Raw genomic sequence first — 22,455 nt, forward strand, 5'->3', positions numbered from 1 at the left:
TCCTTCACCCACCCATGACGAGCCGGTACCGGCCCGTGAGCCGAAAGGTGATCGCGATGACCGACCTCTCCAAGACAGGGCACGCCGAAGCACCCGGCGGTGAAGCGGGATCGGGCAACCCGCTCCACCGTGGGCTCGGCGTGTCGCAGATCGTGTTCATGGTCGTCGCCGCGGCGGCACCGCTCGGCCTTGTGGCCGGCGGGGTGCCGCTCGCCTTCGCCGTGAGCGGCAGCCCGGGGATGCCGCTGTACTTCGCGCTGTCCACCGTGCTGCTGCTGGTCTTCGCGGTCGGCTTCACACTGATGGCCGGACGGGTACGCGACGCGGGCGCCTTCTACGCCTACGTCCAGGCGGGGCTCGGCCGCATACCCGGCCTCTCGGCAGCGACCCTCGCGCTCTTCTCCTACACGCTGCTTCTCGTCGGGGTGAACGCCTATGTCGGGGTCGCGACGAGCAACGTCATCGAGCGGTACGCCGACGTCGGCTCCCCGTGGTGGGCCTGGGCACTCGTCTCGCTCGGCGTCATCGCCTTCCTCGGCTACCGCGACATCGAGCTGAGCGCCAAGGTGCTCGGTGCCGTGCTGGTTCTGGAATTCCTGCTGCTCCTGGTCATGGACCTCGGCATCGTGGGCCACGGCGGCGCCCACGGCCTGACGGCCGAGCCGGTGGCGCCCTCGATCGTGGGCACCGGCTCCCTGGGCCTCGGCGTCATGTTCGCCCTCTTCGGGTTCATCGGCTTCGAGGCGACGGCAGTGTTCCGCAATGAGGCGAAGGACCCCGACGTCACCGTCCCGCGGGCGACGTACGTCGCGATCCTGGTGATCGGAGCCTTCTACGCGTTCACCGTGTGGGCGATCGTGGTGGGTTCCGGCGTCGACGCCGTGGTCGGAGCCGCGCAGGCCGACCCCGAGGGCCTGGTCCTCACGCTGACGCGGAGCTACGTGGGGTCCGTCTGGGCCGACGCCATGCAACTCCTGCTGATCACCAGCCAGTTCGCCTGCGTTCTTGTCTTCCACAACGTCGTGACGCGCTACCAGTTCGCGCTGTCCCGGGCCGGCGCGCTTCCGCCGCCGCTGGGCGTCGTCCACCCGCGGCACCGCGCGCCGTCGGCGTCCTCGGCCGTCGCCTCGGCGATCGCGTTCGTCACCACGCTCGTCGTCGCCGTGCTCGACCTCGACCCGATCGGGGACCTCTACGCGTGGTTCTCCGGCGCCGCCACCCTCGGCATCGTCCTGCTGATGGCGGCCACCAGCCTCGCGATCATCGGCTTCTTCCGGCGCGCCGATGGGCGGCCATCGGTGTGGCGCACGGTCGTTGCCCCGGCCGTTGCCTTCCTCGGCCTGGCCTGTGTGGTCTGCCTGATGGTCGCCAACTTCCCGCTCCTCGTCGGCACCACCACGGGTGCCTGGGTGATCGGCGGCCTCGTCGCCCTCTCGGCCGTGGCCGGCGCGGCGCAGGCCCTCGTCCTGCGAGCGCGCCGACCGGCTGTCTACGAGCGACTCTGAGCGACTCGCCGATCAGCTCATGAGCGCAGGGACGCGGCCGGTCTGTGCACCGTGCACCGTCCCCGGGGGAGGCCGGTGCACGGTGTCGTTCTCACCGCGGCCGTGGCCTGTGACCGTGGGGTACGAGGCAACCGCCACCGGCGAAGTCCGGTTTCGCCGAGCACCGTGTCGTGGGCGGGCCGACCGGGGCGCCCAGAGGAGTGACGTTGAAGAATCGGACTGTCGTGGTGGGGCTCGGCGCCACTGGCCGGGCCATCGCCTCTTCCTTGCTGCGACGCGCGGACGTGGAGATCGTGGGAGCGGCGGACCGGGACCCCCGCGTGGTCGGTCAAGACCTCGGAGTGCTCCTCGGTGGCGTCGCGAACGGTGTCGTTGTCGTGAGCGACCCGGCCGAGCTGCCCGCCGCCGACCTCGCGATCGTGGCGACCGTCTCGGACCTGCACAGGGCGGCCGACGTCCTGCTGCCGCTGCTGGAACGTTCGTACAACGTCCTGAGCATCTGCGAAGAGCTGGCCCATCCATGGCGGAGCCACCCCGATCTGGCCCGGCGGCTCGACGACACGGCGAAGGCGCACGGCGTGACCGTCCTGGGCAGCGGGGCGAACCCGGGCGTCCTGATGGACACCCTTCCTCTCCTCCTGACCGCACTGACTCAGCGTGTGGAGAGCGTGCGGATCCGCCGACGGACGAACATGTCGCGCTACGGCGCGATCCTGTCGAAGTTCGGCCTCGGTCTGACCATGCGCGAGTTCGCGACGGCTCGCAGCCGGGGCGAGGTCGTCGGGCACCACGGCTTCGAGCAGGCCATCGGGGCGCTCGCGGCAGGGCTCGGATGGGATCTCGACTCGCTGGACGTGGGAGAGGTCGAACCCGCTGTCGTGACGACCTCGCCCCGCGTCGGGGACCACATGCGTATCGAACCGGGGCAGATCGCGGCGGTCACTCACGCCGCCCGGGGCGTGCTCAAGGGCGAGGTGGTGATCGATCTGGAGATCACGTTCGGGTTCTTCGAGCCGGCCGACGAGGTGGCCGTGGGCGACGACTACCGGATCGTCGGAGAGGAGCAGGTCGTCGACCTCCGCTCCTCAGTGGGCTTCGATTCCTTCCTCAGCACCGTCGCGGCGGCGGTCAACGCCTCCACCGCGGTCGTCGAGGCGCGTCCCGGTCTCCTGTCGATGGGAGACCTGCCCGCCCGTTCGGTCGCGGCCAAGGGAGAGCGGCGAGCGGGCCGGGCCTCGCTCGGGGCCACGACTTCTCAGGACTGAGACGGAGACGCGTGGAGACGGAGAACCTCCTGTTCGCCGTCTTCGCGCGTCTCGCCGAAGAGTCGCCCGTCACGGTTGATCCGCCGGACGGGAACGGGGGCTCGGGCGCGCTGCCGAGCATGCCTCGACGCGGAGTACGAAGTGGGGCGGACGCCCCACCTGGAAGGAGATCGGGACAGCATGAGGACCGACAGCACGAAGTACAGCAGCTTCACCGGCTGGATCGACCCGCCGGACGACGTGCGGCCCGCACTGGACGGCGATCTCACCTGCGACATCGCCGTCATCGGCGGCGGCATGGGTGGCATGGCGGCTGCGCTGCGCCTCGCGGAGCGCGACCAGGACGTCGTCCTGCTGGAGGCCGAGTTCTGCGGCTACGGCTCGGCCTCGCGCAACGGCGGTCAGATCGCCGGGGCGCCGGGTGGCGACCTGCGGATGCTCAGCCTTCAGTCGCCGAAGAAGATGCCGGTCATGGCCAGACTGGCGGAGCACGCGGGCCGCTATGTGGAAGACCTCATCAAGACGCACGACATCGACTGCGACTACGTGGCGAACGGCCTGGTGTGGGGCGCGGTCTCACCCCTCATGATGCTCAGGGTGCGTACCCAGGCGGCGATCCTGCGCGCCTTCGGTGGGGGCGGGACCGTCGGCAGCAGGGAGGAACTGGGCCTCCCCGCCGGCTTCGTGGGCGGGATGCGGGAATCCATCGGCGGGATGCTGAACCCGGGCAAGCTCGCTCGCGGTGTGCGTCGCGCACTGCTCGCCTCCTCGGCCAGGGTCTTCGAGCAGTCGCGGGTGAGCGATGTCCGGCGGACCGGAAGCACCGTCGAGATCACGACACCGCACGGCACGTTGCGGGCCAACAAGGTGCTGCTCGCGACCAGCGTCTACGGCGGCGAGTGGGACATCACGCCCAAGAACCTCGCGACGCCGCTTTATGTCATCGAGATCGAGTCGGAACCCATCGCGCCGGAGCGGCTCGCCGCGCTGGACTGGACCAGTCGGTCCGGCATCATCACCCAGCACCAGCTGATGACCCACTACCGGCTCACCGAGCGCAACACCATCGTCTGCGGGGTCCGCAAAGCGCAGCGAGGCCAGACGTACCCGCTCCCGGACCGGGTCCCGGACCCCAGTGTCGTGCGGGACATGGGGAAGGATCTGGCCAACCGGTTCCCATCGCTGTCCGACGTGGCCATCGAGCGGGCCTGGGGCGGTTGGATCGGCATCAGCCCGGACTGGCTGTCGGTCGCCGGGCAGGTGGGCGACAACGTCTTCTACGCGATGGCCTGCAACGGCCACGGTCTCTGCCAGGTGCCGTACGTGACCCATCAGCTCGCCGACTACATCGTCGACGGCGAGATGCCGGAGGATCTCGCCGGCATCTGGTCGGACGCCTCGAAGTATTCGCCGTCGATGTCACTGCTGATGCAGCCGTTCGTCCTCCGGGCCGTCTGGGGGCTGGACCGGTTCAATGACTTCTTCAACGGCAGCAGGACACTGGCCCGGCGGGCGCTCCGTCGTGGCAGGCGCGGGGGTTCCTGAGGGTTCGGGCGACGCCTGCTCCGTGACGGCGCGGTGTGAGGTCGCCACCCGCTACGACCAGACCGCCGGGTCCTGCGAAGCAGCCGGCGCCCTCGCATCACTCCTGATGCGGGCTCGGCATTCGACGCCAGGATCTAGGCGGGCCCTCGCGCGGCGCGCAGCAGGGGAGGCGACAGGACCCAGAGGACCTCGCTCACCGTCGTACCCGGATTGTCGAACTGGTGAAGCGTCTGGCCGGAGAACGAGGTGGACGCCCCTGCCGACAGCATCCGGGTCTCGTCTCCGACGATCAGACGGGTCGATCCGCTCAGCCCCATCGCGAAGATCGTGGCGGTGTCGAGCCGATAGGGGCCTCCGGTGCCCCCGCCTGGCTCGATCACGGAACGGAAGACCTGGAACGCCGTGGTGCCGGCGGGCGTGAGCAGGTATTCGGCCACGCCCTCACCGCCCATGTCGATCCGGCTTCCACCGTCCACGACCTGCTTGTCGGGGTACGCGAAGAGCTCCCCGACCCCGATCCGCAGCACCTCGCAGACGCGCAGCAACGTCGGGACGGACACGTTGGTGAGCCCACGCTCCAACTGACTCAGGAAGCCCTTGGTGACCCCTGCCCGGTGCGCGACCTCCGTCAACGACAGCCCGCGGTCGAGCCTGATCCTCCGCAGCTGCCCGCCCGTGGACGCTTCGAGGGCGGCGGCACCCCTTTCCGCTCCGCCTGCTGTCCCACCGTCACCGATGGCCATGGTGTGCTCACCGCCCGTCCTGAGGCCGAGGTCGTGTGCCTGTCAGGTGGCAGGCCGACCCGGACGAGTCCTCTCCGTGACACGAGGCTAAGGCATGCGCCCGGGGCAGTCGGTGCGCCCCTGTGAGGGGCGTGACCGCGTCGAACCCCTTGTGGCGCCGGCAAGGGCGTGGTAAATCTGCCGTCGTTTAGTGGTAGTAAACAGCGGTCCAGGGCCTGCGCCTTCACCGTCGGCCGGGCCGCCGACGGGCCCTTCGTCTGTCCGGGACACGACATGTCGGGAGCCTCGACTCCCCGAGAGCAGAGGGACACTGAGAACATGGAAGAGCTGTGGCCCCCGCCCTTGCGTGAGGTCGCCGATGCGATCAGGTCACTGTGTCAGCGCCTGCTGACGGAGACGGACGCCTTGATCGATGCCTTCGCAAGGCCCTCCCTCGTCGCCCAGAACGATCCCGCTCTCCTCGCGGACGCATCGCTGGTCGAGGAGGATCGCGCGCTCAACCGCTCCGAGCTGGTCCAATGGCTGACCGCAAACGTTCAGCAACCGGGGCGGAGGGTAGAGCCCTACGTCAGTCCGAGGACCACGGCGTACATCAACGATCTCGTCTCCCGGGGCATCGCGCCCGATTTCGCCGTTGCCTGGCGTGTGGCCCTGGGGATCGGCTGGCGGCGATGGCTGGAGGAATGCGTGGCGGACTGCGCGGACCCCGATCTTCTCGTGGGGATCCTGGACGTGACGGCGCAGTCGCTGGTGCAGTACGCCCTCGACTCCGTCGCGTCCCTGCGGCAGGCCGGCCTCGCCGCGGCGATGGGGAACACGGATGCCGAGGGGATCGCACTGATCCAGCTGATCGCCAGTGGGGCACCGATGGCGGAGGACCTCGCCGAAGGACGCCTGCGCTACCGGATGGCGCGGTGGCATGTGGGCCTCGTCCTCTGGGTCGACGATCCCCAGGAGGCCGACGCCCTGGACGAGGCGATCGCCGCCGTGCGCTCCTCCGCCGGAGGCCGAAGCGCCCTGGTGGCGCGCGCCAGCGCCACGTCGCGGTGGATCTGGCTCTCGGGGGAAGTCGTCCCGGACCTTCATCACGTGGAGAAGGGCCTCGCGGCGACCGACGAGGTCCGCGCGGCGGTGGGACGGCCGGGCCGCGGACTCGAAGGATTCCGCTCCAGCCACCAGGACGCCCTCGCGGCGCAGGCGCTGGTGATCCGGCTGGGTTCCGACCGGCGGTTCACCGCCTACGCCGACGTCGAGCTGATCGACGCGCTCACGAAGGACCGGCCCGGCGCGCGTCGGTTCGTCATCAACACCCTCGGGCCATTGGCCGAAGCCGACACAGCCCTGCGGCAGGCACTGCTCACCTATGTGCAGTCCGGCTTCAGCACCACCCGGGCGGCCGCCGACCTCTACGCGCACCGCAACACCGTCGAACGGCGCGTCTCACGCGCCAACGAGCTCTCGGCCGTCAAGGTGGAGGCCAACCCGACCCACGTGGCGGCGGCGCTCCTGGTGCTGGACATCGCGCCTGACATCGTGACGATTGCCCCGAGCTGAGCTCACACCACGCAGCCGCGGTGCTCGAGCTTCCTTGCCGAGGGAAGAGCCCGGAAGGGCGAGACGGGTAAAGGCGGGCAGAACCGCGCGGGCGCCCGGACGGTGCCTAGGCAGTCAGCCTTCGCCAGTGGCGTCCCTTCCGGAACGTCTGCGATCGACGGCGAGGGCGACGCTGACACCGCCGCCCAGAGGCCGACGTCGGACGTCGGTATGCGGGCGCAGAGCGCCCCGGTGCCCTCCGCGCGTGCGTCAGGTGTCGCACGTAGCGCCCACGATGCACGTAATGCACATTGACCTTGAGTCCGTTTTGTGCCCTCCAGGCACTGACCTGCGGTTTTCCTCAACCTGTTTTGGCTCTACAAGTTTGCGATGACGCATCATGTGGAGTGCGTCGCGATCCTCGAACCGGCCGCGAAGGGCTCCTGACCTGTGGTTTCTCCGAGTGTGCATGATGGGCGGTAGTACGAGCCGAGTGCGGCCGTGACCAGCCAGATGGCCGAGATCTCCTCCCCTCGGACCACGGCGACCACGCCCCAATCGACGGCGCCGACCAAGGCGACGCCCGTCCAGATCAAGATGGTTCGTTGGGCGAGCGGCAGGCCGCATCGCTGCCGGAAGCGACGGAGCTGCGGTGCGCACCGCCGTGCGCCTGACTGGTGGGACGGTGTGCGTCACATCCGCGGGGTCCGTGATGCGCTCAAGCCAGGCACTCTCGTCGGGACCGGGCAGACGGTCCGGATGAATCTGAAGACAGGCAGCGGCTAAGGCTGATCAGGTTGTGCACCGGTCCCGTCCCTCCGCCGGCCCTGGTTACACTCCGGTATTCAGCATGACCAGCCCTGGGGTACGACGCTCCGAGGGATCACTGCACGGGACCCGAGGACTCGGATGTCCCCCGACACGAGAGGGCTCGTACGATGAGCGCCCCCGATGCCGCGGTACTGGACGATCCGGTCGGGGAGACGCTCCGGGGTCACCATGCGCACCTGGCCCGACGGTTCGGCGTGGCGGCGTCCTACCTCCCGGACGTCGCCACCTTCTCGTCGGTATCCGCCGACCCGGGCGAGGCGGAGTGGACCGATCTGGCGCGATTGCTGGGCAGCAGGGCGTTCGCCGACATGTTCAGCTGCCCGGCGACTCCGCCCAAGGACTGGGAGCCGGTCTTCACGCTCGAAGGCCTCCAGATGGTCGGTCCCGACGAGTACCGCCCCGGACACACCGACGACGCGACGCGTGTCGTCGAACTGGGCCCCGGCGACGTTCCCGACATGCTGGACCTCATCGCCCGGACCCAGCCCGGACCGTTCTGGCCCCGCACCCACGAACTCGGTACGTACGTAGGCATCCGCGAGCACGGAGTTCTTGTCTCGATGGCCGGCGAACGGCTCCGTCCATCAGGGTGGACCGAGATCAGCGCCGTGTGCACCGCCCCAGAAGCACGCGGGCAAGGCCACGCCGCCCGTCTGATTCGTACACTGACCGCGCGCATCACGGCCCGGAACGAACGCCCGTTCCTCCACGTGAGTTCGGCCAATACGGGCGCCGTCGCGCTGTACGGGCGGCTCGGTTTCGAGGTCCGTAAGCACGTGACCTTCCGTGGATTCCGGACGCCGTGAAGACCCCTCAGGATCGCGGCACAGACGTTTTCACGCCCGCCCTGGGGCACGTCATCCGCCGGCGGCGTCCTCGGCCTCCCAGCGCAGCAGGTCGCCCGGCTGGCAATTGAGCACCTCGCAGAGCGCGGCGAGCGTCGCGAAGCGCACCGCCTTGGCGCGGCCGTTCTTGAGTACCGCCAGGTTGGCGGGCGTGATCCCTACGCGGTCTGCGAGCTCGCCCACGGACATCTTCCGCCTGGCCAGCATCACGTCGATGTCGACGGCGATCGGCATCAGATCACCTCGTCCAACTCGGCCTGCATCTGTGCCGCTTCGACGTCGCGGGCGACGGCTTGGGCGAGCAGCATCCGCAGCACGAGCACGATGAGCGCGACCCCCAGGATGGCCACGCCAACCCCACCCATGATGACGGTGACGCCCGGATCGTCCCGCTGGCCCGGCGCATTGAGGGCCGTGACCGCGAACCATACGAGGGCAGCCGCCACAATCGCGCCGATCACGCCGTTCACGTACCGGAAGGCGGTATGGGAGAACACGGTTCCGCGTCGCACCATCGTCACCAGCCGCCATACGCAGATCAGGGCGACCTGAACCGACAGCATCCCCAGGATCGTGATCACGCGCAGCGGGGTCAGCGGGAGCGATCCGTCCTCCGGGTCGCTCCCGCTGACCAACGCCCACACCATCAATGTCTGTACGAACACGGTGCCGATGAGCACCACCACGAGCACGGCGCGCAGCGCACCCACTGTCAGCTTTCCCACGGCCCAACCTTCCATCGAGATACGATGAGAATCTATCGAATTTCGATAGGTGAAGCAAGGGTAGGGGCCAGGGAGCGGGCGGCGGCTTCGCGGCCCGCGGCGGGGCGCCGCCTTCCCTCCAGCGGCATGGCGTTCGCGCGAACCGTCTTGATCTTGTCGAAGCCGGCGTGGCTTGAGCACACATCGGATGCCACCCGACTACGCCGAAGCCCTGAGGGCGGCGGGGCTTGTAAAGGCCTTGCCCACGTTGCCGCGGAGCTCGGCAGCCGCCTCCCGCAAGCTCATGGTCGGCTTTCGCCGGCGAGCTCTTTGCTAGTGCGCCGCAACCGGCAAGTGATCACGATCGTCGCCGATGCCTGTACGGGCAGTCCGACCCGCAGACCCTGGCGGTTCGGCCCCGGCGGTTCGCGCTCCGCCGGACGCTACTCGGTGCGCAGCGCCGTGGCCGTACGCGCCCTGGCCGCCCAGCCGGCCGGGATCAGCGCGCCGAGCACCGCGATCACGACCCCGCCCAGTCCCAGCAGGAGCAGCTGAACAGGCCCGTACACATCAAGGACCGGCGACGGCAGACGGGTACCTACGGCACGCCCCATCACCGGCATGACGACGCCGTGCAGCGCGTACCCGGCCGGCACGCCGATCAGCCCGCCGATCACGCCGATCGCGGCCACCGAGGCGAGCACGAGGCTCATGGTCTGCCGCGGTGTCATGCCGATCGCCTTGCAGACGCCCAGGTCGTGGATGCGTTCCCGGGTGTCCAGGACTACGGAGTTGAGTACACCGAGGCCGGCCACGGAGACCAGCATCAGGGTGAGCAGCACCGCCATCGCGGACATGATGAGGATGACGCCCTCCTGCTCCGAAGGGGCGTTGGTCGTGGCGTCGCCGCCCAGCGGCTGTACGACCGCGGCGACCTTCTGAGCGTACTTGTCGGCAAGGACGCCGGACTCCACCTCGACGAGGAAGGTACTGGGCTCGGCCGACGCGAAGTCGGCCATGTCCGCGTGGATCTCCAGCTCGCTGCCTGAGGTGTCGAAGGACTCACCCACGATCCGCAGGTGCGCGGTCTCCTTCTCGTAGGTCACCCGCACCGTGTCACCGATCTTGGTGCTGGTCCGTTCCAGGAAGCGGGTGGGCACCACGACCTGCCCCGTGCCGGTGATCCAGTGCCCGGAAATCATCTCGTAGCTGCCGGAGCGCGAATCGCCCTCGTAGAGGCTGGCCTGAACCGAGCCGGAGATCGCGGCCACGGCGACCTCGGTCTGGGTCTTGCCGTAGTACGACCCCGTGCCCTCCTGTGACGTGATGGCAGCCCGCACCTTCGCCGGGTCGGCAACCTTGGGTTCGGTCGTGCTTGCCACGCTGCCGCCTACGGGGGACGGGCTTGCCACGCTGCCTCCCGCAGGAGGAGGCGGAGGGGGAGCGACGTTGTTCGGCTTGGTGGTCGTGACCGTGACCGCGGCACGGCTCTCGGGGTCCTGCGAGGTGCCGACCGCGGTAAGAGACGAGGTCAGCCCTACTGCGAAGGTTGCCGCGACCGAACCGAACGCCACCGCGAGCAGCATTGCGAGGGCACGGACCGGATGCGTGAAGGGGGTGGCGAGACCGTAGGTGACCGGTCGCGACAGCGGCAGCGGCCCCATCGCCTGGTGTGCCCACTGGCCGCGCCCTGTGCGCGGCGACCGGCCGACCGCGATGGCTTCGACCGTGCGCAGTCTTCCGGCCCGCAGTGCGGGAACCAGCGCCGCGAGCCCCACGACGACCAGGGCGGCGGCCGGCACCGTGACGTCCACCCACCAGGCCACCGAAAGCGAGACGGTGCCGTATGCCGCCGCGGTGTCCGAGAGCAGCGGCACTGCCAGGAGGTTTCCCAGGACGACCCCCAGGGCGATGCCGGCAGCGGCCGGAATCATCGCCTGGGCCACGTAGGCGCGTACGACCTCGCGTGGGGTGAAGCCGATGGCCTTGAGAATGCCGATTCTGCGCAGGCTGGTGCCGACCGCACCACTGATCACACTGCTGACGATGATCACCGACATCACGATGCCGAGCATGCCGAAAGCCATCACGAACGGGACGGTCGCCGCCGCACCCTGATCGGCGGCGCGTTTGGTGTCCAGCCAGGACTGGGTACCCAGCAGCGCCCCGGACCCCACGGAGGCGGCGAGCTTCTTCCGGGCGGCGAGAATCTGCTCCTTCGTGCTCGCGGAGTCGAAGCGGTAGAGCATCTGACTCGTGACCTGGCTGCCCTCCGACGCCAGCGCGTCGACCTGCGCGGGAGTCGCCCAGGAGTCGGCGGTCTTACCGGCCGACACAGCGAAGCCGACGATCGAAAGGGTCGGGGCGCTCACGGTGTCCGAAGCCTTCAGGGTGGCGCCGATCCCGACGGCGGGCCCCTCGAACGAAGCGGCGAGCACGATCTCGCCCGGCTTCTGCGCCCACCGGCCGGACTTCAGATCCACGCGGTCCACGTCGCCGTCCGGACCGGACCGCCCGACCAGGGTCAGCGTCGGCAGTTGGAAGCCCGCCTGATCCACCGGGCGGAACGCCGTGGACGGGTGCGGCCCCGAGCTTGCGGTGAGGCCGGCCAGCTTTCCGGTCTCTGCCAGCTGCGCCGCACTCGCCTTGGCGGGATCGAACTGGGCGGTGATGTGCGCACCATGCTGCTTCTTGAAAGCGTGGTCGAAGGGCGCGGCCGCGGCGACCATCAGCGCCCCGGCGACCACGGCCGACGCCACGGCCATCATCGTGGCCACGGCGATCACCGCTGTCTGCACCCGCCGCCGGCCGACCCCGGAGCGTACGACCCGGCCCATCGCGCCGGTGCCGAACAGGCTCATCGGACGGCCTGCGCGTAGGAGTCGAGGGCGACGTGACCGTCGACCAGGTGAACAGTGCGGCTCGCGCATGCATCCGCCAGCGTCAGGTCGTGTGTCACCAGCACGATGGTCTGTCCGGCGCGGTGCAGATCCATCAGCAGATTGCGGACGTCGTGGCCCGAGGCGGTGTCGAGCGCACCGGTGGGCTCGTCGGCGAGCAGCAGCGCGGGCCGGTTGACCAAGGCGCGGGCGACCGCGACCCGTTGGCGTTCACCTCCGGACAGTCGGCCCGGATAGGCGCGGGCATGCTTCAGGATGCCCAGCATCTCCATGAGCTCACCCGCGCGGGACGCGGCCTTGCGCCGACTGGTCCCGGTCAGCTGGGCCGGGAGCTGGATGTTGTCGGTGACGGTGAGGTCGTCGAGAAGATTGAAGAACTGGAAGACCATACCGATGTGCTCGCGACGGAACTTGGCGAGGGCGTGCTCGCTCAACCGGTCGATCCGTTGCCCGGCCACGATCACAGCGCCATCGGTCGGTTTGTCCAGGCCGGCGACGAGGTTCAGCAGCGTGGACTTGCCGCTGCCGGAAGGGCCCGTCACGGCAAGGGCCTCACCCCTGGCGACGCTGAGCGTCAGCGGTCCGAGCGCCGGCGCGTCGGCGCTGTCGTAGCGCTTAACCGCACCCTCCAGTTCGATCACTTGATGCATACGAGTTGTCCGTCCTTACGGTCGCGAGAGGCACAAGCCGTTGCCGGTCCTGCGAACCTAGAGGTGCCGGGTATGGGGCGCGTCGGCCGCGGAACCGACATCGGGCCCTTCCCGAGGAGGATTCGGCCGCGGAGTCATACCTGAGAAGTAGGCCTCTGGGGCAATGCCCTGGCCGGACAGGCGGACGCGGGCCGGGCGGAGAGCGCAGCACAATGCACGGATGGAGACGGAGGACCGGCGCAGCCGGCATCAGCAACTCATTGACGCGCTGCGCCCGGAGGCGAAGGACGCCCCATTGTCCCGGCGAGCGGTGCGCGCTGATGTGGTGCTGGCGGTCGTACTGACCGTCGTTGCCCTGTTCGTGGCGGTGCGCTATCCCGGCGACGGGCCGGTGAACATCAACCCCCCTACGGTGGACGCCGGGACCGGGGTCCCGGCCCCGCCCTCGCCGCCCGACCCTGGTCAGGTGCCCGTGGAGGAAGAACCCTCCTCCGTGCCCTGGGCCCTGGTCGTCCTGTCGACGCTGCCGCTGGCAGCCAGGCGCCGGTATCCGCTGACCCTGTTCGTGGTGGTGCTGGGCGCAGCGCTGGCCATCGGCAGCTCCGCCTCCTGGATCACCGTCCTGGCCTGTGTCATCGGCGCCTACAGCGCCGTCGTATACAGCCGTTACCGGATAACGGCGATTGCCGCGCTGGTGATTGCCGCTGCGCTGTCCGGTTTCGCTTTCCGCAACGCGGATCCCGTGCTCCCCGGATGGTCCAGCCCGGGCTTCGTGCTGCTGGTGGCCGGAATGCTGGCCAGCCTCGTCCGCTTCCTGCAACTGCGGCTGGTGTCCAGCCGGGACCGGGTCACAGAACTGCAGGCCGCTCAGGAGCAGGCCACGCGCCGAGCAGTCGAGGAGGAGCGTGCCCGCATCGCCGCCGAACTGCACGACGTCGTGACCCACAATGTGAGCGTGATGGTGATTCAGGCCGGCGCGGCCCGCAAAGTGATGGACAGGGCGCCCGAGCAGTCGAAGGAAGCCCTGCTGGCCGTCGAGGCGGGTGGTCGGGCCGCCATGACCGAACTCCGCCATGTGATGGGCCTGCTGGCCGCCCCGGACCACGAGAGGCCCGACGGCCTGGAGCCCCAGCCGGGGCTCGCGCAGCTCGACGCGCTCGTCGCCCGGGTACGTGCCGCCGGGACGCCCGTGAGCGTCGGGGTGTCGCTGCCGCCGGATCCGCTGCCACCGGGGTTGGACCTCGCGGCGTATCGGGTCGTACAGGAGGCGCTGACCAACACGATCAAACATGCGCGCGGCGCGCAGGCGTCCGTCGCCATCGGTTACACCGACGCCTGTCTGGAGATCGAGGTCACGGACACCGGCGGCGCCAAGGATTCCCCGCCGGTGGAGAGCAACGGCCGTGGCCACATGGGGTTGCGCGAGCGGTTGGCCGTCTACGGGGGCGAGCTGACGGCCGGACCCACGCCGACCGGCGGCTACCGGGTGACGGCCCGCATCCCACGGAGCGCGGTATGACCGCGGACCGGCCACCGCTGCGCGCCGTCATCGCCGACGATCAAGCCCTCGTACGCACCGGTTTCAAGATGATCCTGGCCGCGGACGGCATCGAAGTGACGGCCGAGGCAGCCGACGGGGCCGAGGCTGTCGCAGCGGTCCGCCGTACGCGGCCCGACGTCGTCCTCATGGACATCCGGATGCCGGAGATGGACGGCATCGAGGCCACCAGGCACATCATCGGCGACGCCGGCCCGGACGGAACGCGGGTCATCATCCTCACCACGTACGACCTCGACCACTACGTCTACGCCGCGCTCACGGCCGGCGCCAGCGGCTTCCTGCTCAAGGACGTCACCCCCGAACATCTGGTCTCCGCCTTACGCCTGGTGCAGACCGGCGACGCTCTCCTCGCACCCACGATCACTCGTCGGCTGATCGAGCGCTTCGCCCATCACGACGAACCGCAGACCATCGCCCCGCACCGCGATCTGTCCTCCCTGACCCCGCGCGAGCTCGAGGTGCTCCGCCTGCTCGCGACGGGCCTCAGCAATGCCGAACTCGCCTCCCGGCTGTTCCTCAGCCCGACCACGGTCAAGAGCCACGTCGGCCGCATCCTGTCGAAGCTGGACCTGCGCGACCGCGTCCAGGCCGTCGTCTTCGCCTACGAGACGGGGTTGATCGCCCCGTGCGGGGGGCGCCTGGATGACGTTTGACGCTCTGGCGTCGGCGCACGGAACAGTGAGCCAATAGACCGGCCATGACCTGGTCTTTTCCGTGACTCGGCCAGGCAGCCGCTTCTGGGCCGGCGTCGACCGGGGTCTGGGCGCCGACACCGACGAAGTAGCCCAGCCGCCCTGCCCCAGCCCCATTCAGAAAGGGGCATCAGCTCACGAACCGCCCTCTCAGAACTCCGGTCCCAAAACAAGTGCTCACAGGCGACCGGACCTGCGAGGTATCCCCACCGAAGGTCAGGTGGGCGGCCCGTCTCCCGAGGGAACGCGCACGACCAGGAGGGCGACGTCGTCGTCGTTGTCTTCGGGACGCGCTCTTTCCATGAGGAGATCGGTGAAGCCCTCCAGGGGCCGGTGGGCCAAAGAGGCGGCATTCCGGCGCAGCCTCTCCAGGCCGTCGTCGAGAGAACGGCCGGGCGATTCGATCAGGCCGTCGGTGTAGAGCACCAGAGTGGACAGCGGCGGCAGAACGACCGTTGCATCCTCGCGGGGAATGCTGACGTGGGTGCCAAGAAGGAGGCCGTGCCCGTCCGTGAGGTAGCGGCTCTGACCGTCGTACGTGACCAGCAGAGGCGGCGGGTGGCCGGCATTCGTCCAGCGCAGCATCCACTGCCCCGCGGCGTCCGTCTCCAGCCGGCCGAGGATCATGGTGGCCATCTCGACCTCGGAGATGCGGGGAACGGCTTCGTCGACATGGCTGACTACGACGCTGGGCGGTTCCTGTTGCGACCAGGCGTAGGCCCGCAGGATGTTGCGGAGCTGGGCCATATCGGCTGCTGCGTCCAGGTCGTGCCCGACGACGTCGCCGATGACCAGGGCGAGGGCCTGGTCAGGAAGGTAGAAGGCGTCGTACCAGTCGCCGCCCACCTGGGACGCGTGGGGTGCCGGCAGGTAGCGGGCAGCCATCTCGAGGCCCGGCACACGGGGCATCTGAGGCAGCAGGTGACGCTGCATGGTCTCAGCGACCTTGCGCTGGCGCTGGTAGAGACGTGCGTTGTCGAGGGCCAGGCCGGCGCGGCGGGCGATGTCCTCCAGCAGCGGGATGTCAGTCCCCGTGAAGGGTTGCGGGCGGTCTGATCTGCCGAGGGTCAGAGCCCCGAGGACCTCTCGAAGGCCGCGGATGGGCGCGATGACCGCAGAGTGGATGTGAGTGCCGTCAAACAGCCTGCGCTGTTCGACGGCAATGCCGGAGTCGGGCGGACCCTGGTACGTCTCGGGGGTCGCCAGGGTGGACCCCGCTCCCCGCAGCGCCCGGGACAGCGGCTGGGGAGAGGCCTGAGGAACCGGCGGCATGGCCCCCTCCAAGTCCTTGCGGCGCACCAGGCGGCCGCCCTCCTCGTGTGCGACCACGGTGCGCCAGACCTCGTCGCTGTCGCTGATCAGGTCGACGACCGCCCAGTCCGCCAGCAGAGGAACGACCAGCCGCACCAGACGGTCCAGCGCCTCGTCGACATCCAGAGTGGAGGTGAGCTGGGTGGTGGTCTCGGCCAGCAGAGCCAGCCGTTCCAGCTCCGACAGCAGCTCCATGCTGAGCGCCGGGCCCGGCAGCGACGACTCGGCGGAATCGAGCTCGTGGAAGACCACCAGGGCGCCCACTTCGTCGGCATTGATGCGCAAGGGGGCCGCCAGCCAGGACATCGCCAGCAACGTACCGTCACCGCGCTCGAAGTAGCCCAGATCCTCCTGCCGGGTGCGTCGGGCGACGAAGGCGTCCATCATCGCGCACTGGCTCCTGGGAATGGTCATCCCATTGCCGTCCCGGTGGAGGAAATCATGCGCATCCCGGCCCAGCAGGTCCTCGGCGCTGCGAGCCAGCAACGCCTCGGCCTCGCTGTTCACCGCGACGACGGCACCGTCGGCGTCCACCGCGTACGCGCCGGCCTTGAGTCCTGCCAACCAGCTGCCGAGCCCCAGTGGCAATGCAGCACCATGCTCCCCGTCTCCCGCCTGACCACCACGTCGCGCGACCACTTCCCCGCACCTCCGCTCTCGCGCCAGCCTTGCCCGCAGCCTCCGCGCCCCTGCCCGAACCTCGCCCGGTCCATGGGGCGCACGCCTGGGACTCTGGATCCGCCTGATAGGGCAGTCGGAGGCGAGGAGAATGTACAGGAGCGCGAGGACGTGGCGACGCAGCCGGTCCAGGCCGGTGTCGAGGTCGCTGCCGGGGATTTCGAGCAGGCCGTCGGCGTAGAGCAGCAGGGTGAAACCGGGCAGCAGGGGGTGCGTGGCGTCCGGCCCACGCCGGTGTCCACCGGGGCGCTGGGCGAGGGTCCGGGTGACCGGCTCGAGCCGCAGCCGGGACAGCGTCCGTTTCAGAGCGGCGTCATTGATCCTCGGGCGCTCTCCTCGGCACGGGCGGCCTCGGGTTTCTGCTGATCGGCGACTTGGTTGGACAACAGGCGCAGGGCGTCGGCCGAGGCGGTGTCGTTGGGTGTGTAGACCTCCAGCCGGTGGTCGGGGCTCTCCGGCTGGAGCCACACTTGATAGTCGATGTCGACTTCGCCGACGGTCGGGTGCCGCAGGTGCATGGTGCCAACCGTGCAGTCCGCGACGTCGCCCTTGGCCCACAGCTTGGCGAAGTCGGGGCTGTGCATGGCCAGTTCGCCGATCAGTTCGGCCAGTCGGGCGTCGGTGGGATACCGGCCCGCGGTGAGCCGCAGGTAGGCGACGTGGATCAGGGCGAGTTCATCCCAGTTCCGGTGAAGGTCTCGGGTGAGGGAGTCGAGGAAGAACATCCGGGGGACGGACGGTCGTCGCGCGGGATCGTGGGGCGCCTTGAAGTCGACGTGCTCCGCAACGAGGGCATGCCCGGTGCGGTTCCAGGCCAGCACGTCGCCGCGGCGGCCGAGCACGACGGCCGGTGTGCTGTCTCCCAAGGACGCCAGGAGCGAGAGCACCCGTTGATGCGGCCTTTCCGGACGGGGACGGACCAGGCGTGATGTGGTGGGCCGACGGGCGAGGTTGTGCAGGTGTGCTGTCTCGGACGGATCGAGTCGGAGCACGCCTGCGAGCGCATCGAGGACCTGTTGGGAGGCAGTACCGGCTTGGCCTTGCTCCAGGCGCGTGTAGTAGCCGGCGCTCACGCCGGCGAGCTGGGCGAGCTCCTCGCGGCGCAGGCCCGGTACCCGGCGGGCGGTGCCGTAGGTGCGCAGTCCGACGTCGGCAGGCGTGACCCGGTCGCGGCGGGTCTTGAGATATGCCCCGAGGCTCTCCAGTTCCATGACTCCGAGCGTAGGTGCCGCGGTCCGTGTCCGGGTGTCCCTGCGAGGTGTACCCATGGCGCGGGGATGGTTGCCGGGCGGACGGCGTCGCACTGTCGGACGCATGAATGCACAGTCTGTTTCTCACTCACCCGGTCTGCGGGCGTGGCTCGGCCTGTTGGTGGTACTCGGCCCGGTGCTGCTGGTCGCCATGGATGGCTCGGTCCTCTTTCTGGCGACGACCCATATCCACGAGGCGCTGTCGCCGACCGCCGATCAGGCGTTGTGGATTCTGGATGCCTACGGATTCGCCGTCGGGTCCCTGCTCATCGCGTTCGGGAACATCGGCGACCGGTACGGGCGGCTGAAGCTTCTGATGACCGGCACGGCACTGTTCGGCGTGGCCTCGGCGGGAGCAGCCTTCGCCCCTGGGCCGGAACTGCTGATCGCCTTCCGGGCGCTCATGGGTGTGGCCGGTGCCACGCTGCTGCCGTCGGCGCTGGCGGTACTCAGCGAACTGTTCACCGACCCGCGCCGGCGGGCGACAGCGATCGGGATCTTCGCAGCCACCTTTGCCGCCGGCTTCGCGATCGGCCCGGTCGTCGGCGGACAACTGCTGAGCAGCTTCTGGTGGGGGTCGGTCTTCCTGATCAACCTCCCCGTTGTTGTCGCCTTCTTGGTCCTGGCCCCGGTCCTGCTCCGCGAGGTACGTGCCACACGGACCGGCCGCATCGACGTCCTGAGCGTCCTGCTCTCTGCCGCAGGGATCTTGCTGACCGTCTACGCGATCAAGCAGGCTGCCGCGGAGGGGCTGACCGCGACTCGGGTGGCCACAGGGATCGTCGGCATCGTGACCTTGGGGTGGTTCGCCCGGCGGCAACTCCGCCTCGAGCACCCGCTGATCGACTTCGGCCTCTTCCGCGACCGGGTGTTCACGATCGCGGCCGTCACGGGGCTTCTGCCTCTGGCCGCATGGTCGGCAACGGCCTACCTCGGCGGCATCTACCTCCAGTCCGTCCTTGGACTGACGGTCCTGGACTCGGCTCTCGTCGCACTCCCGGGCGCGGCTGTGCTCACCGTCACCTGCATCGTCACACCGGCACTGGTCGCGCGTACCGGCACACGGGCAGCACTCGCCACCTGCCACTTCCTCATCGCCGCAGGTCAGCTCCTGCTGCTGGTCACCAGCGTCTCCAGCGGTATCGGCTGGTACGTGGCGTCCACCGTCATCGCCGGCCTCGGCTACGGCATTTCGTTCAGCGTTGTCGCCGATACCGCCGTGGCCGCAGTTCCCGCAGAACGTGCCGGGTCCGCGGCAGCAATCGCCGAGACCAGTAACGAGATCGGCAATGCTCTCGGCATCGCGCTCCTCGGCTCGCTGGCTGCCCTGATCTTCCGGCTCCAGGGACCCGACGTCGCCGGTACCCTCAACGAAACATTGCAGGTCCCCGGCATCACGACCGCGGTCATCGGCGATGCGAAGTCGGCCTTCGTCACCGGTCTGCACATCGCCGCCGTCATCGCGGGCATCCTCCACGCCGTACTCGGCGTCTTCGCCCTGCGGCACTTGCCGAGGGTTTCCACCAACACCGACAACACCGACGACGCCTGTCCGGGCCAACTGGCCCAGGACGCCATCGAGGAGAGCAGCGTTCGATGACACATGCCAACTCCCCGTTTGCGGCACCGCTGTTCTGATCCGTCGGGCACCCCTCAGCTGGTCGCGATGACGGAGGGCCCCAGGGCATGCGGCAGGACGGTGGCGTCGCGTCCGAGTGCGTGACACCCTGGTGACCGTGATCATCAGGGTGAGTGAGGCACGCGTACGTCCTGACCGCTTCGAGGCATTCCGCGACATGATCGTCTCTGCGGTACGCGAGTTTCCCAGCCGCTACCCAGGGCTGGTGGACCATGAGGTACTGCTCGCGCCGCCTGATGCGCTCCTGTACGTCAGTCGCTGGCGCAGCGAGCAGGATCTGGTCGGCTACGCCGGCGAGCACTGGCGTGACCAGCCCGTGGTTCTGCCGGGCGAGGACGAGTACCTTGTCGCACCACTTCAGGTACGGCACTTCACGCTCGCATCTCTGAAGGTGGCGAGTGTGCCGCGTTCGGATGAGGAGTTCGGCAGTTCTGCTGCCCCGACTGCACCGGGGCGGTAGACAGGCGGGACGACTCGGGACGACTCGGGGTGATCCCGCGGACGAGGAGTGGGCGGTGATCAAGCCGCATCTGCCGCTGGGAGGGCATCTCCGGTCGGCCGGCCCCGGATCCGCTGCCAGGAAGGGGGCGGGCCGGCCACCCGCTACGACTCTAGGCAGGCACCCCGTCGGCCCGGCGGGCTGCCGCGGCACGCGCCGGGATGTAGGCCCACAGGGCGACGCCGATGAAGATCACCTGTTCGGGAATCCTGAACCACAGGGGCGTCGCCGGCTCCCCGTTGAACGGGAGCCGCTCGACGGCCGCGTGGATGTTGGCCGGGAGCATGACGACGAACAGCGCGGCGAGGCCGAGCCCGGCCGTCGGCCGGGTGGCCTCCCGGACGAGTCCGGCGGCGCCGAGGAGCTCCAGGATGCCCGTCGCGTAGACCGCGAGGCGGGGGAACGGCACGAACGGCGGGACCATCGCGACCAGGTCGTGGTGGCCGGGCATGGGGCCGAGGGCGGACGGGACGAAGTGCGCGCTCGCCGTGAACACCAGCATGACCGCGAGGCCATGCAGGACGGACACCCGCCAGGTCGCGAACCGTTGGACGCCGAACGCGCCGAGCAGCCGGAACAGCACGGTGGGAACAGCGATGAGCATGAGTGTGCCGAACATGAGAGGAGAATCCTTTCGGTAGGTCGGTCGTGTTCAGGCAGCGGTGAAGAACAGGCCCGCGCCGTACGCTCGGCGGGCGGACAAGAAGAAGCCGTCAGGGTTGGCCGGGCCGCCGTCCTCGGCGACCTGCCGCGCGCCGGGACCGGTGACCCGGGGTGATGTTGCGCGCCGTCGACGCCCCCGTCTGAAGAGCGGGCCCCGGGGTGACGTCCAGCCTGGGAGCGGCGTACGGGCGGGGCCGTGCCGGCCACCCGGAGACCTTGGAGAGCATCAGAAAGCGGGGGACGTCCGTGAGTGACCGCAGTTCGAAACGGGACGCCATGACGAGTGTCCGGGCTTGCGGCGGCGCGGAGTTCGGGGTGATCCAGCCTAATGTGGGCACGGCGAAGGGCCTCTTTCGGGAGGTTGCGCGGATGGACTCCCAACAGAATGGATAATAGCGTTATCTGCTATCCGTTGCCGAGGAAGTGAGTGAATGAAGGTCTCCGAGCTCAGTCGACGCACCGGCGTGCAAGTGCCGCTGATCAAGTACTACTTGCGCGAAGGGCTGCTGCCCCCGGGCCGGGCCACCGCGTCCAACCAGGCCGAATACGGCGAAGACCACGTGCACCGGCTCCGGTTCATCCGCACCCTGATCGGGACGCGCGGCCTGTCGACCAGCGCGACGAAGGAGATCCTGGACGCGATCACCGCCGAACAAGAGGATCTGCACCAGGTCTTCGGGATAGCGCTGGGCGTACGTCCTACCAAGAAGGAGGAGGACACCGGCACCGAAGGGCCCTCGAAGGAGCCGGAGCCGGCGGGCCTGGCCGACGCACGCAAGCTGATCGCCGAAATGGAGTGGGAAGTCTCCCAGGGCAACCCGGCCGCGCACACCCTGGCAGAGGTCCTGGCCGCACTCGCCGACCTGGGCGCCGACATCGACTGGCGCGGCCTGCTGCCCTACGCCCGGCTCGCCGACAGCATCGCCGACGTGGACGTGCAGCAGATGCGTGGCGAGCGCGACCTGCTGGCCCAGGCCGAACGGGCCGTTCTGGTCTCGATCCTCCTCGAACCCGCCCTGCTGGCCCTCCGCCGCCTGGCCCAGGAAGCCAAGTCGGCCCGACGCTTCGGCGGCGGCCGGCCCGGCGAGCCGGACTCGACATGAACGACAAAGCAGCGGCTCACAAGGCCCATGCTCCCCTCAACGTGCGGTTCCCGACCGGGAAATGATCAGCAGAGCACCGCTGCTACGGTGGATCGATGGCATCGATCAAGCAGTTCCAAGTCACCTTCGACTGCGCAGAACCAGAGCGCGTCGCTCGTTTTTGGTGCGAGGTGTTGGGGTACGTCGTACCGCCGCCACCGAAGGGGTTTGCCACGTGGGACGCTTTCGATCGCTCGCTGCCACCGGAGGATCAGGGTGCATGGTTCGCCTGCAGTGACCCCTCAGGTGTGGGCCCGCGACTGTTCTTCCAGCGCGTTCCCGAAGGCAAGGTCGTCAAGAACCGGCTGCATCTCGACGTGCGGGTCGGCACCGGACTTGTGGGTGAAGAGCGTCTGGCCACGCTTGAAGCCGAATGCGCACGACTGGTCGCGCTCGGCGCGGTACGCGTGCGACTACTGCCTGCCGATGACGACAACGAGTCGTGCCTCGTGATGCAGGACATCGAGGGCAACGAGTTCTGTCTCGACTGAGCGTCCGC

20 protein-coding genes are annotated in these 22,455 nt (G+C 69.2%); 11 read left to right on the top strand and 9 right to left on the bottom strand.

Annotated features, from left to right (window positions below):
• Positions 1-56: 56 nt before the first annotated feature.
• The 3 genes from ABZ070_RS01395 to ABZ070_RS01405 all read left to right on the top strand — a co-directional run bounded on the left by ABZ070_RS01395 (position 57) and on the right by ABZ070_RS01405 (position 4,315).
• Entirely contained in the window at positions 57-1,505 is a 1,449-nt protein-coding gene (locus ABZ070_RS01395) for an APC family permease (RefSeq protein ID WP_356628639.1), read from the top strand.
• 200 nt (positions 1,506-1,705) lie between these two features.
• On the top strand, positions 1,706-2,770 hold the full coding sequence (locus ABZ070_RS01400; RefSeq protein ID WP_356628641.1) for a dihydrodipicolinate reductase: 1,065 nt from the start codon (positions 1,706-1,708) through the stop codon (positions 2,768-2,770).
• Between the two features lie 180 nt (positions 2,771-2,950).
• A complete protein-coding gene (locus ABZ070_RS01405) occupies positions 2,951-4,315 on the top strand; it encodes an FAD-binding oxidoreductase (RefSeq protein WP_356628643.1) in 1,365 nt (454 codons plus the stop codon).
• A 134-nt stretch (positions 4,316-4,449) separates the two neighbouring features.
• On the opposite strand, the gene ABZ070_RS01410 is transcribed toward ABZ070_RS01405, so the two are convergent.
• The gene (locus ABZ070_RS01410; RefSeq protein ID WP_356628645.1) at positions 4,450-5,058 is read right to left on the bottom strand and encodes an XRE family transcriptional regulator; all 609 of its coding nucleotides are present in this window, start codon (positions 5,056-5,058) and stop codon (positions 4,450-4,452) included.
• A 318-nt stretch (positions 5,059-5,376) separates the two neighbouring features.
• Between ABZ070_RS01410 and ABZ070_RS01415 the strand changes: the two genes are divergently transcribed.
• Positions 5,377-6,612, top strand: coding sequence for a helix-turn-helix domain-containing protein (locus ABZ070_RS01415; protein ID WP_356628647.1), 1,236 nt, complete (start codon positions 5,377-5,379; stop codon positions 6,610-6,612).
• A gap of 377 nt (positions 6,613-6,989) precedes the next feature.
• Here the strand turns inward: ABZ070_RS01415 and ABZ070_RS01420 are convergent, their stop codons facing one another.
• Complete coding sequence (locus ABZ070_RS01420; protein ID WP_356628753.1) at positions 6,990-7,187, bottom strand: hypothetical protein; 198 nt, start codon at positions 7,185-7,187, stop codon at positions 6,990-6,992.
• A gap of 342 nt (positions 7,188-7,529) precedes the next feature.
• Between ABZ070_RS01420 and ABZ070_RS01425 the strand changes: the two genes are divergently transcribed.
• Entirely contained in the window at positions 7,530-8,228 is a 699-nt protein-coding gene (locus ABZ070_RS01425; RefSeq protein ID WP_356628649.1) for a GNAT family N-acetyltransferase, read from the top strand.
• 51 nt (positions 8,229-8,279) lie between these two features.
• Here ABZ070_RS01425 and ABZ070_RS01430 read toward each other — a convergent pair whose 3' ends face one another.
• The 4 genes from ABZ070_RS01430 to ABZ070_RS01445 form a co-directional block, all read right to left on the bottom strand.
• A complete protein-coding gene (locus ABZ070_RS01430; RefSeq protein ID WP_356628651.1) occupies positions 8,280-8,501 on the bottom strand; it encodes a helix-turn-helix transcriptional regulator in 222 nt (73 codons plus the stop codon).
• On the bottom strand, positions 8,501-8,992 hold the full coding sequence (locus tag ABZ070_RS01435; RefSeq protein WP_356628653.1) for a DUF2975 domain-containing protein: 492 nt from the start codon (positions 8,990-8,992) through the stop codon (positions 8,501-8,503). The genes ABZ070_RS01430 and ABZ070_RS01435 overlap by 1 nt, the downstream gene beginning before the upstream one ends.
• Positions 8,993-9,414: 422 nt before the next feature.
• Complete coding sequence (locus tag ABZ070_RS01440; protein ID WP_356628655.1) at positions 9,415-11,832, bottom strand: FtsX-like permease family protein; 2,418 nt, start codon at positions 11,830-11,832, stop codon at positions 9,415-9,417.
• Positions 11,829-12,521: an ABC transporter ATP-binding protein gene (locus ABZ070_RS01445; protein ID WP_356628657.1), complete on the bottom strand. Its 693-nt coding sequence runs from the start codon at positions 12,519-12,521 to the stop codon at positions 11,829-11,831. Before ABZ070_RS01445 ends, ABZ070_RS01440 begins: the two co-directional genes overlap by 4 nt.
• A 220-nt stretch (positions 12,522-12,741) precedes the next feature.
• On the opposite strand from ABZ070_RS01445, the gene ABZ070_RS01450 reads away from it, so the two are divergent.
• Positions 12,742-14,040 (top strand): histidine kinase, encoded by a 1,299-nt coding sequence (locus ABZ070_RS01450; protein ID WP_356628659.1) that lies wholly within the window; start codon positions 12,742-12,744, stop codon positions 14,038-14,040.
• Complete coding sequence (locus ABZ070_RS01455) at positions 14,037-14,735, top strand: response regulator transcription factor (RefSeq protein ID WP_356628661.1); 699 nt, start codon at positions 14,037-14,039, stop codon at positions 14,733-14,735. Before ABZ070_RS01450 ends, ABZ070_RS01455 begins: the two co-directional genes overlap by 4 nt.
• A 255-nt stretch (positions 14,736-14,990) precedes the next feature.
• Here ABZ070_RS01455 and ABZ070_RS01460 read toward each other — a convergent pair whose 3' ends face one another.
• Both ABZ070_RS01460 and ABZ070_RS01465 read right to left on the bottom strand, forming a co-directional pair.
• Positions 14,991-16,673 (bottom strand): SpoIIE family protein phosphatase, encoded by a 1,683-nt coding sequence (locus tag ABZ070_RS01460; protein WP_356628663.1) that lies wholly within the window; start codon positions 16,671-16,673, stop codon positions 14,991-14,993.
• A gap of 392 nt (positions 16,674-17,065) precedes the next feature.
• Positions 17,066-17,974, bottom strand: coding sequence for a helix-turn-helix transcriptional regulator (locus ABZ070_RS01465; RefSeq protein ID WP_356628665.1), 909 nt, complete (start codon positions 17,972-17,974; stop codon positions 17,066-17,068).
• A 103-nt stretch (positions 17,975-18,077) separates the two neighbouring features.
• Here ABZ070_RS01465 and ABZ070_RS01470 point away from each other — a divergent pair, with 103 nt between their 5' ends.
• Together ABZ070_RS01470 and ABZ070_RS01475 are read left to right on the top strand one after the other, a co-directional pair.
• Positions 18,078-19,613 (top strand): MFS transporter, encoded by a 1,536-nt coding sequence (locus tag ABZ070_RS01470; protein WP_356628667.1) that lies wholly within the window; start codon positions 18,078-18,080, stop codon positions 19,611-19,613.
• A 136-nt stretch (positions 19,614-19,749) separates the two neighbouring features.
• Entirely contained in the window at positions 19,750-20,112 is a 363-nt protein-coding gene (locus ABZ070_RS01475; protein WP_356628669.1) for an antibiotic biosynthesis monooxygenase, read from the top strand.
• 151 nt (positions 20,113-20,263) lie between these two features.
• Here ABZ070_RS01475 and ABZ070_RS01480 read toward each other — a convergent pair whose 3' ends face one another.
• Positions 20,264-20,770, bottom strand: a complete 507-nt coding sequence (locus ABZ070_RS01480; protein WP_356628671.1) for a hypothetical protein — start codon at positions 20,768-20,770, stop codon at positions 20,264-20,266.
• 475 nt (positions 20,771-21,245) lie between these two features.
• Here ABZ070_RS01480 and ABZ070_RS01485 point away from each other — a divergent pair, with 475 nt between their 5' ends.
• Both ABZ070_RS01485 and ABZ070_RS01490 read left to right on the top strand, forming a co-directional pair.
• Positions 21,246-21,917: a MerR family transcriptional regulator gene (locus ABZ070_RS01485; RefSeq protein ID WP_356628673.1), complete on the top strand. Its 672-nt coding sequence runs from the start codon at positions 21,246-21,248 to the stop codon at positions 21,915-21,917.
• A gap of 95 nt (positions 21,918-22,012) precedes the next feature.
• Positions 22,013-22,447: a VOC family protein gene (locus ABZ070_RS01490; RefSeq protein WP_356628675.1), complete on the top strand. Its 435-nt coding sequence runs from the start codon at positions 22,013-22,015 to the stop codon at positions 22,445-22,447.
• Positions 22,448-22,455: the final 8 nt, after the last annotated feature.

Source organism: Streptomyces sp. NPDC006283 (genome assembly GCF_040613325.1).
Taxonomy (GTDB): Bacteria; Actinomycetota; Actinomycetes; order Streptomycetales; family Streptomycetaceae; genus Streptomyces.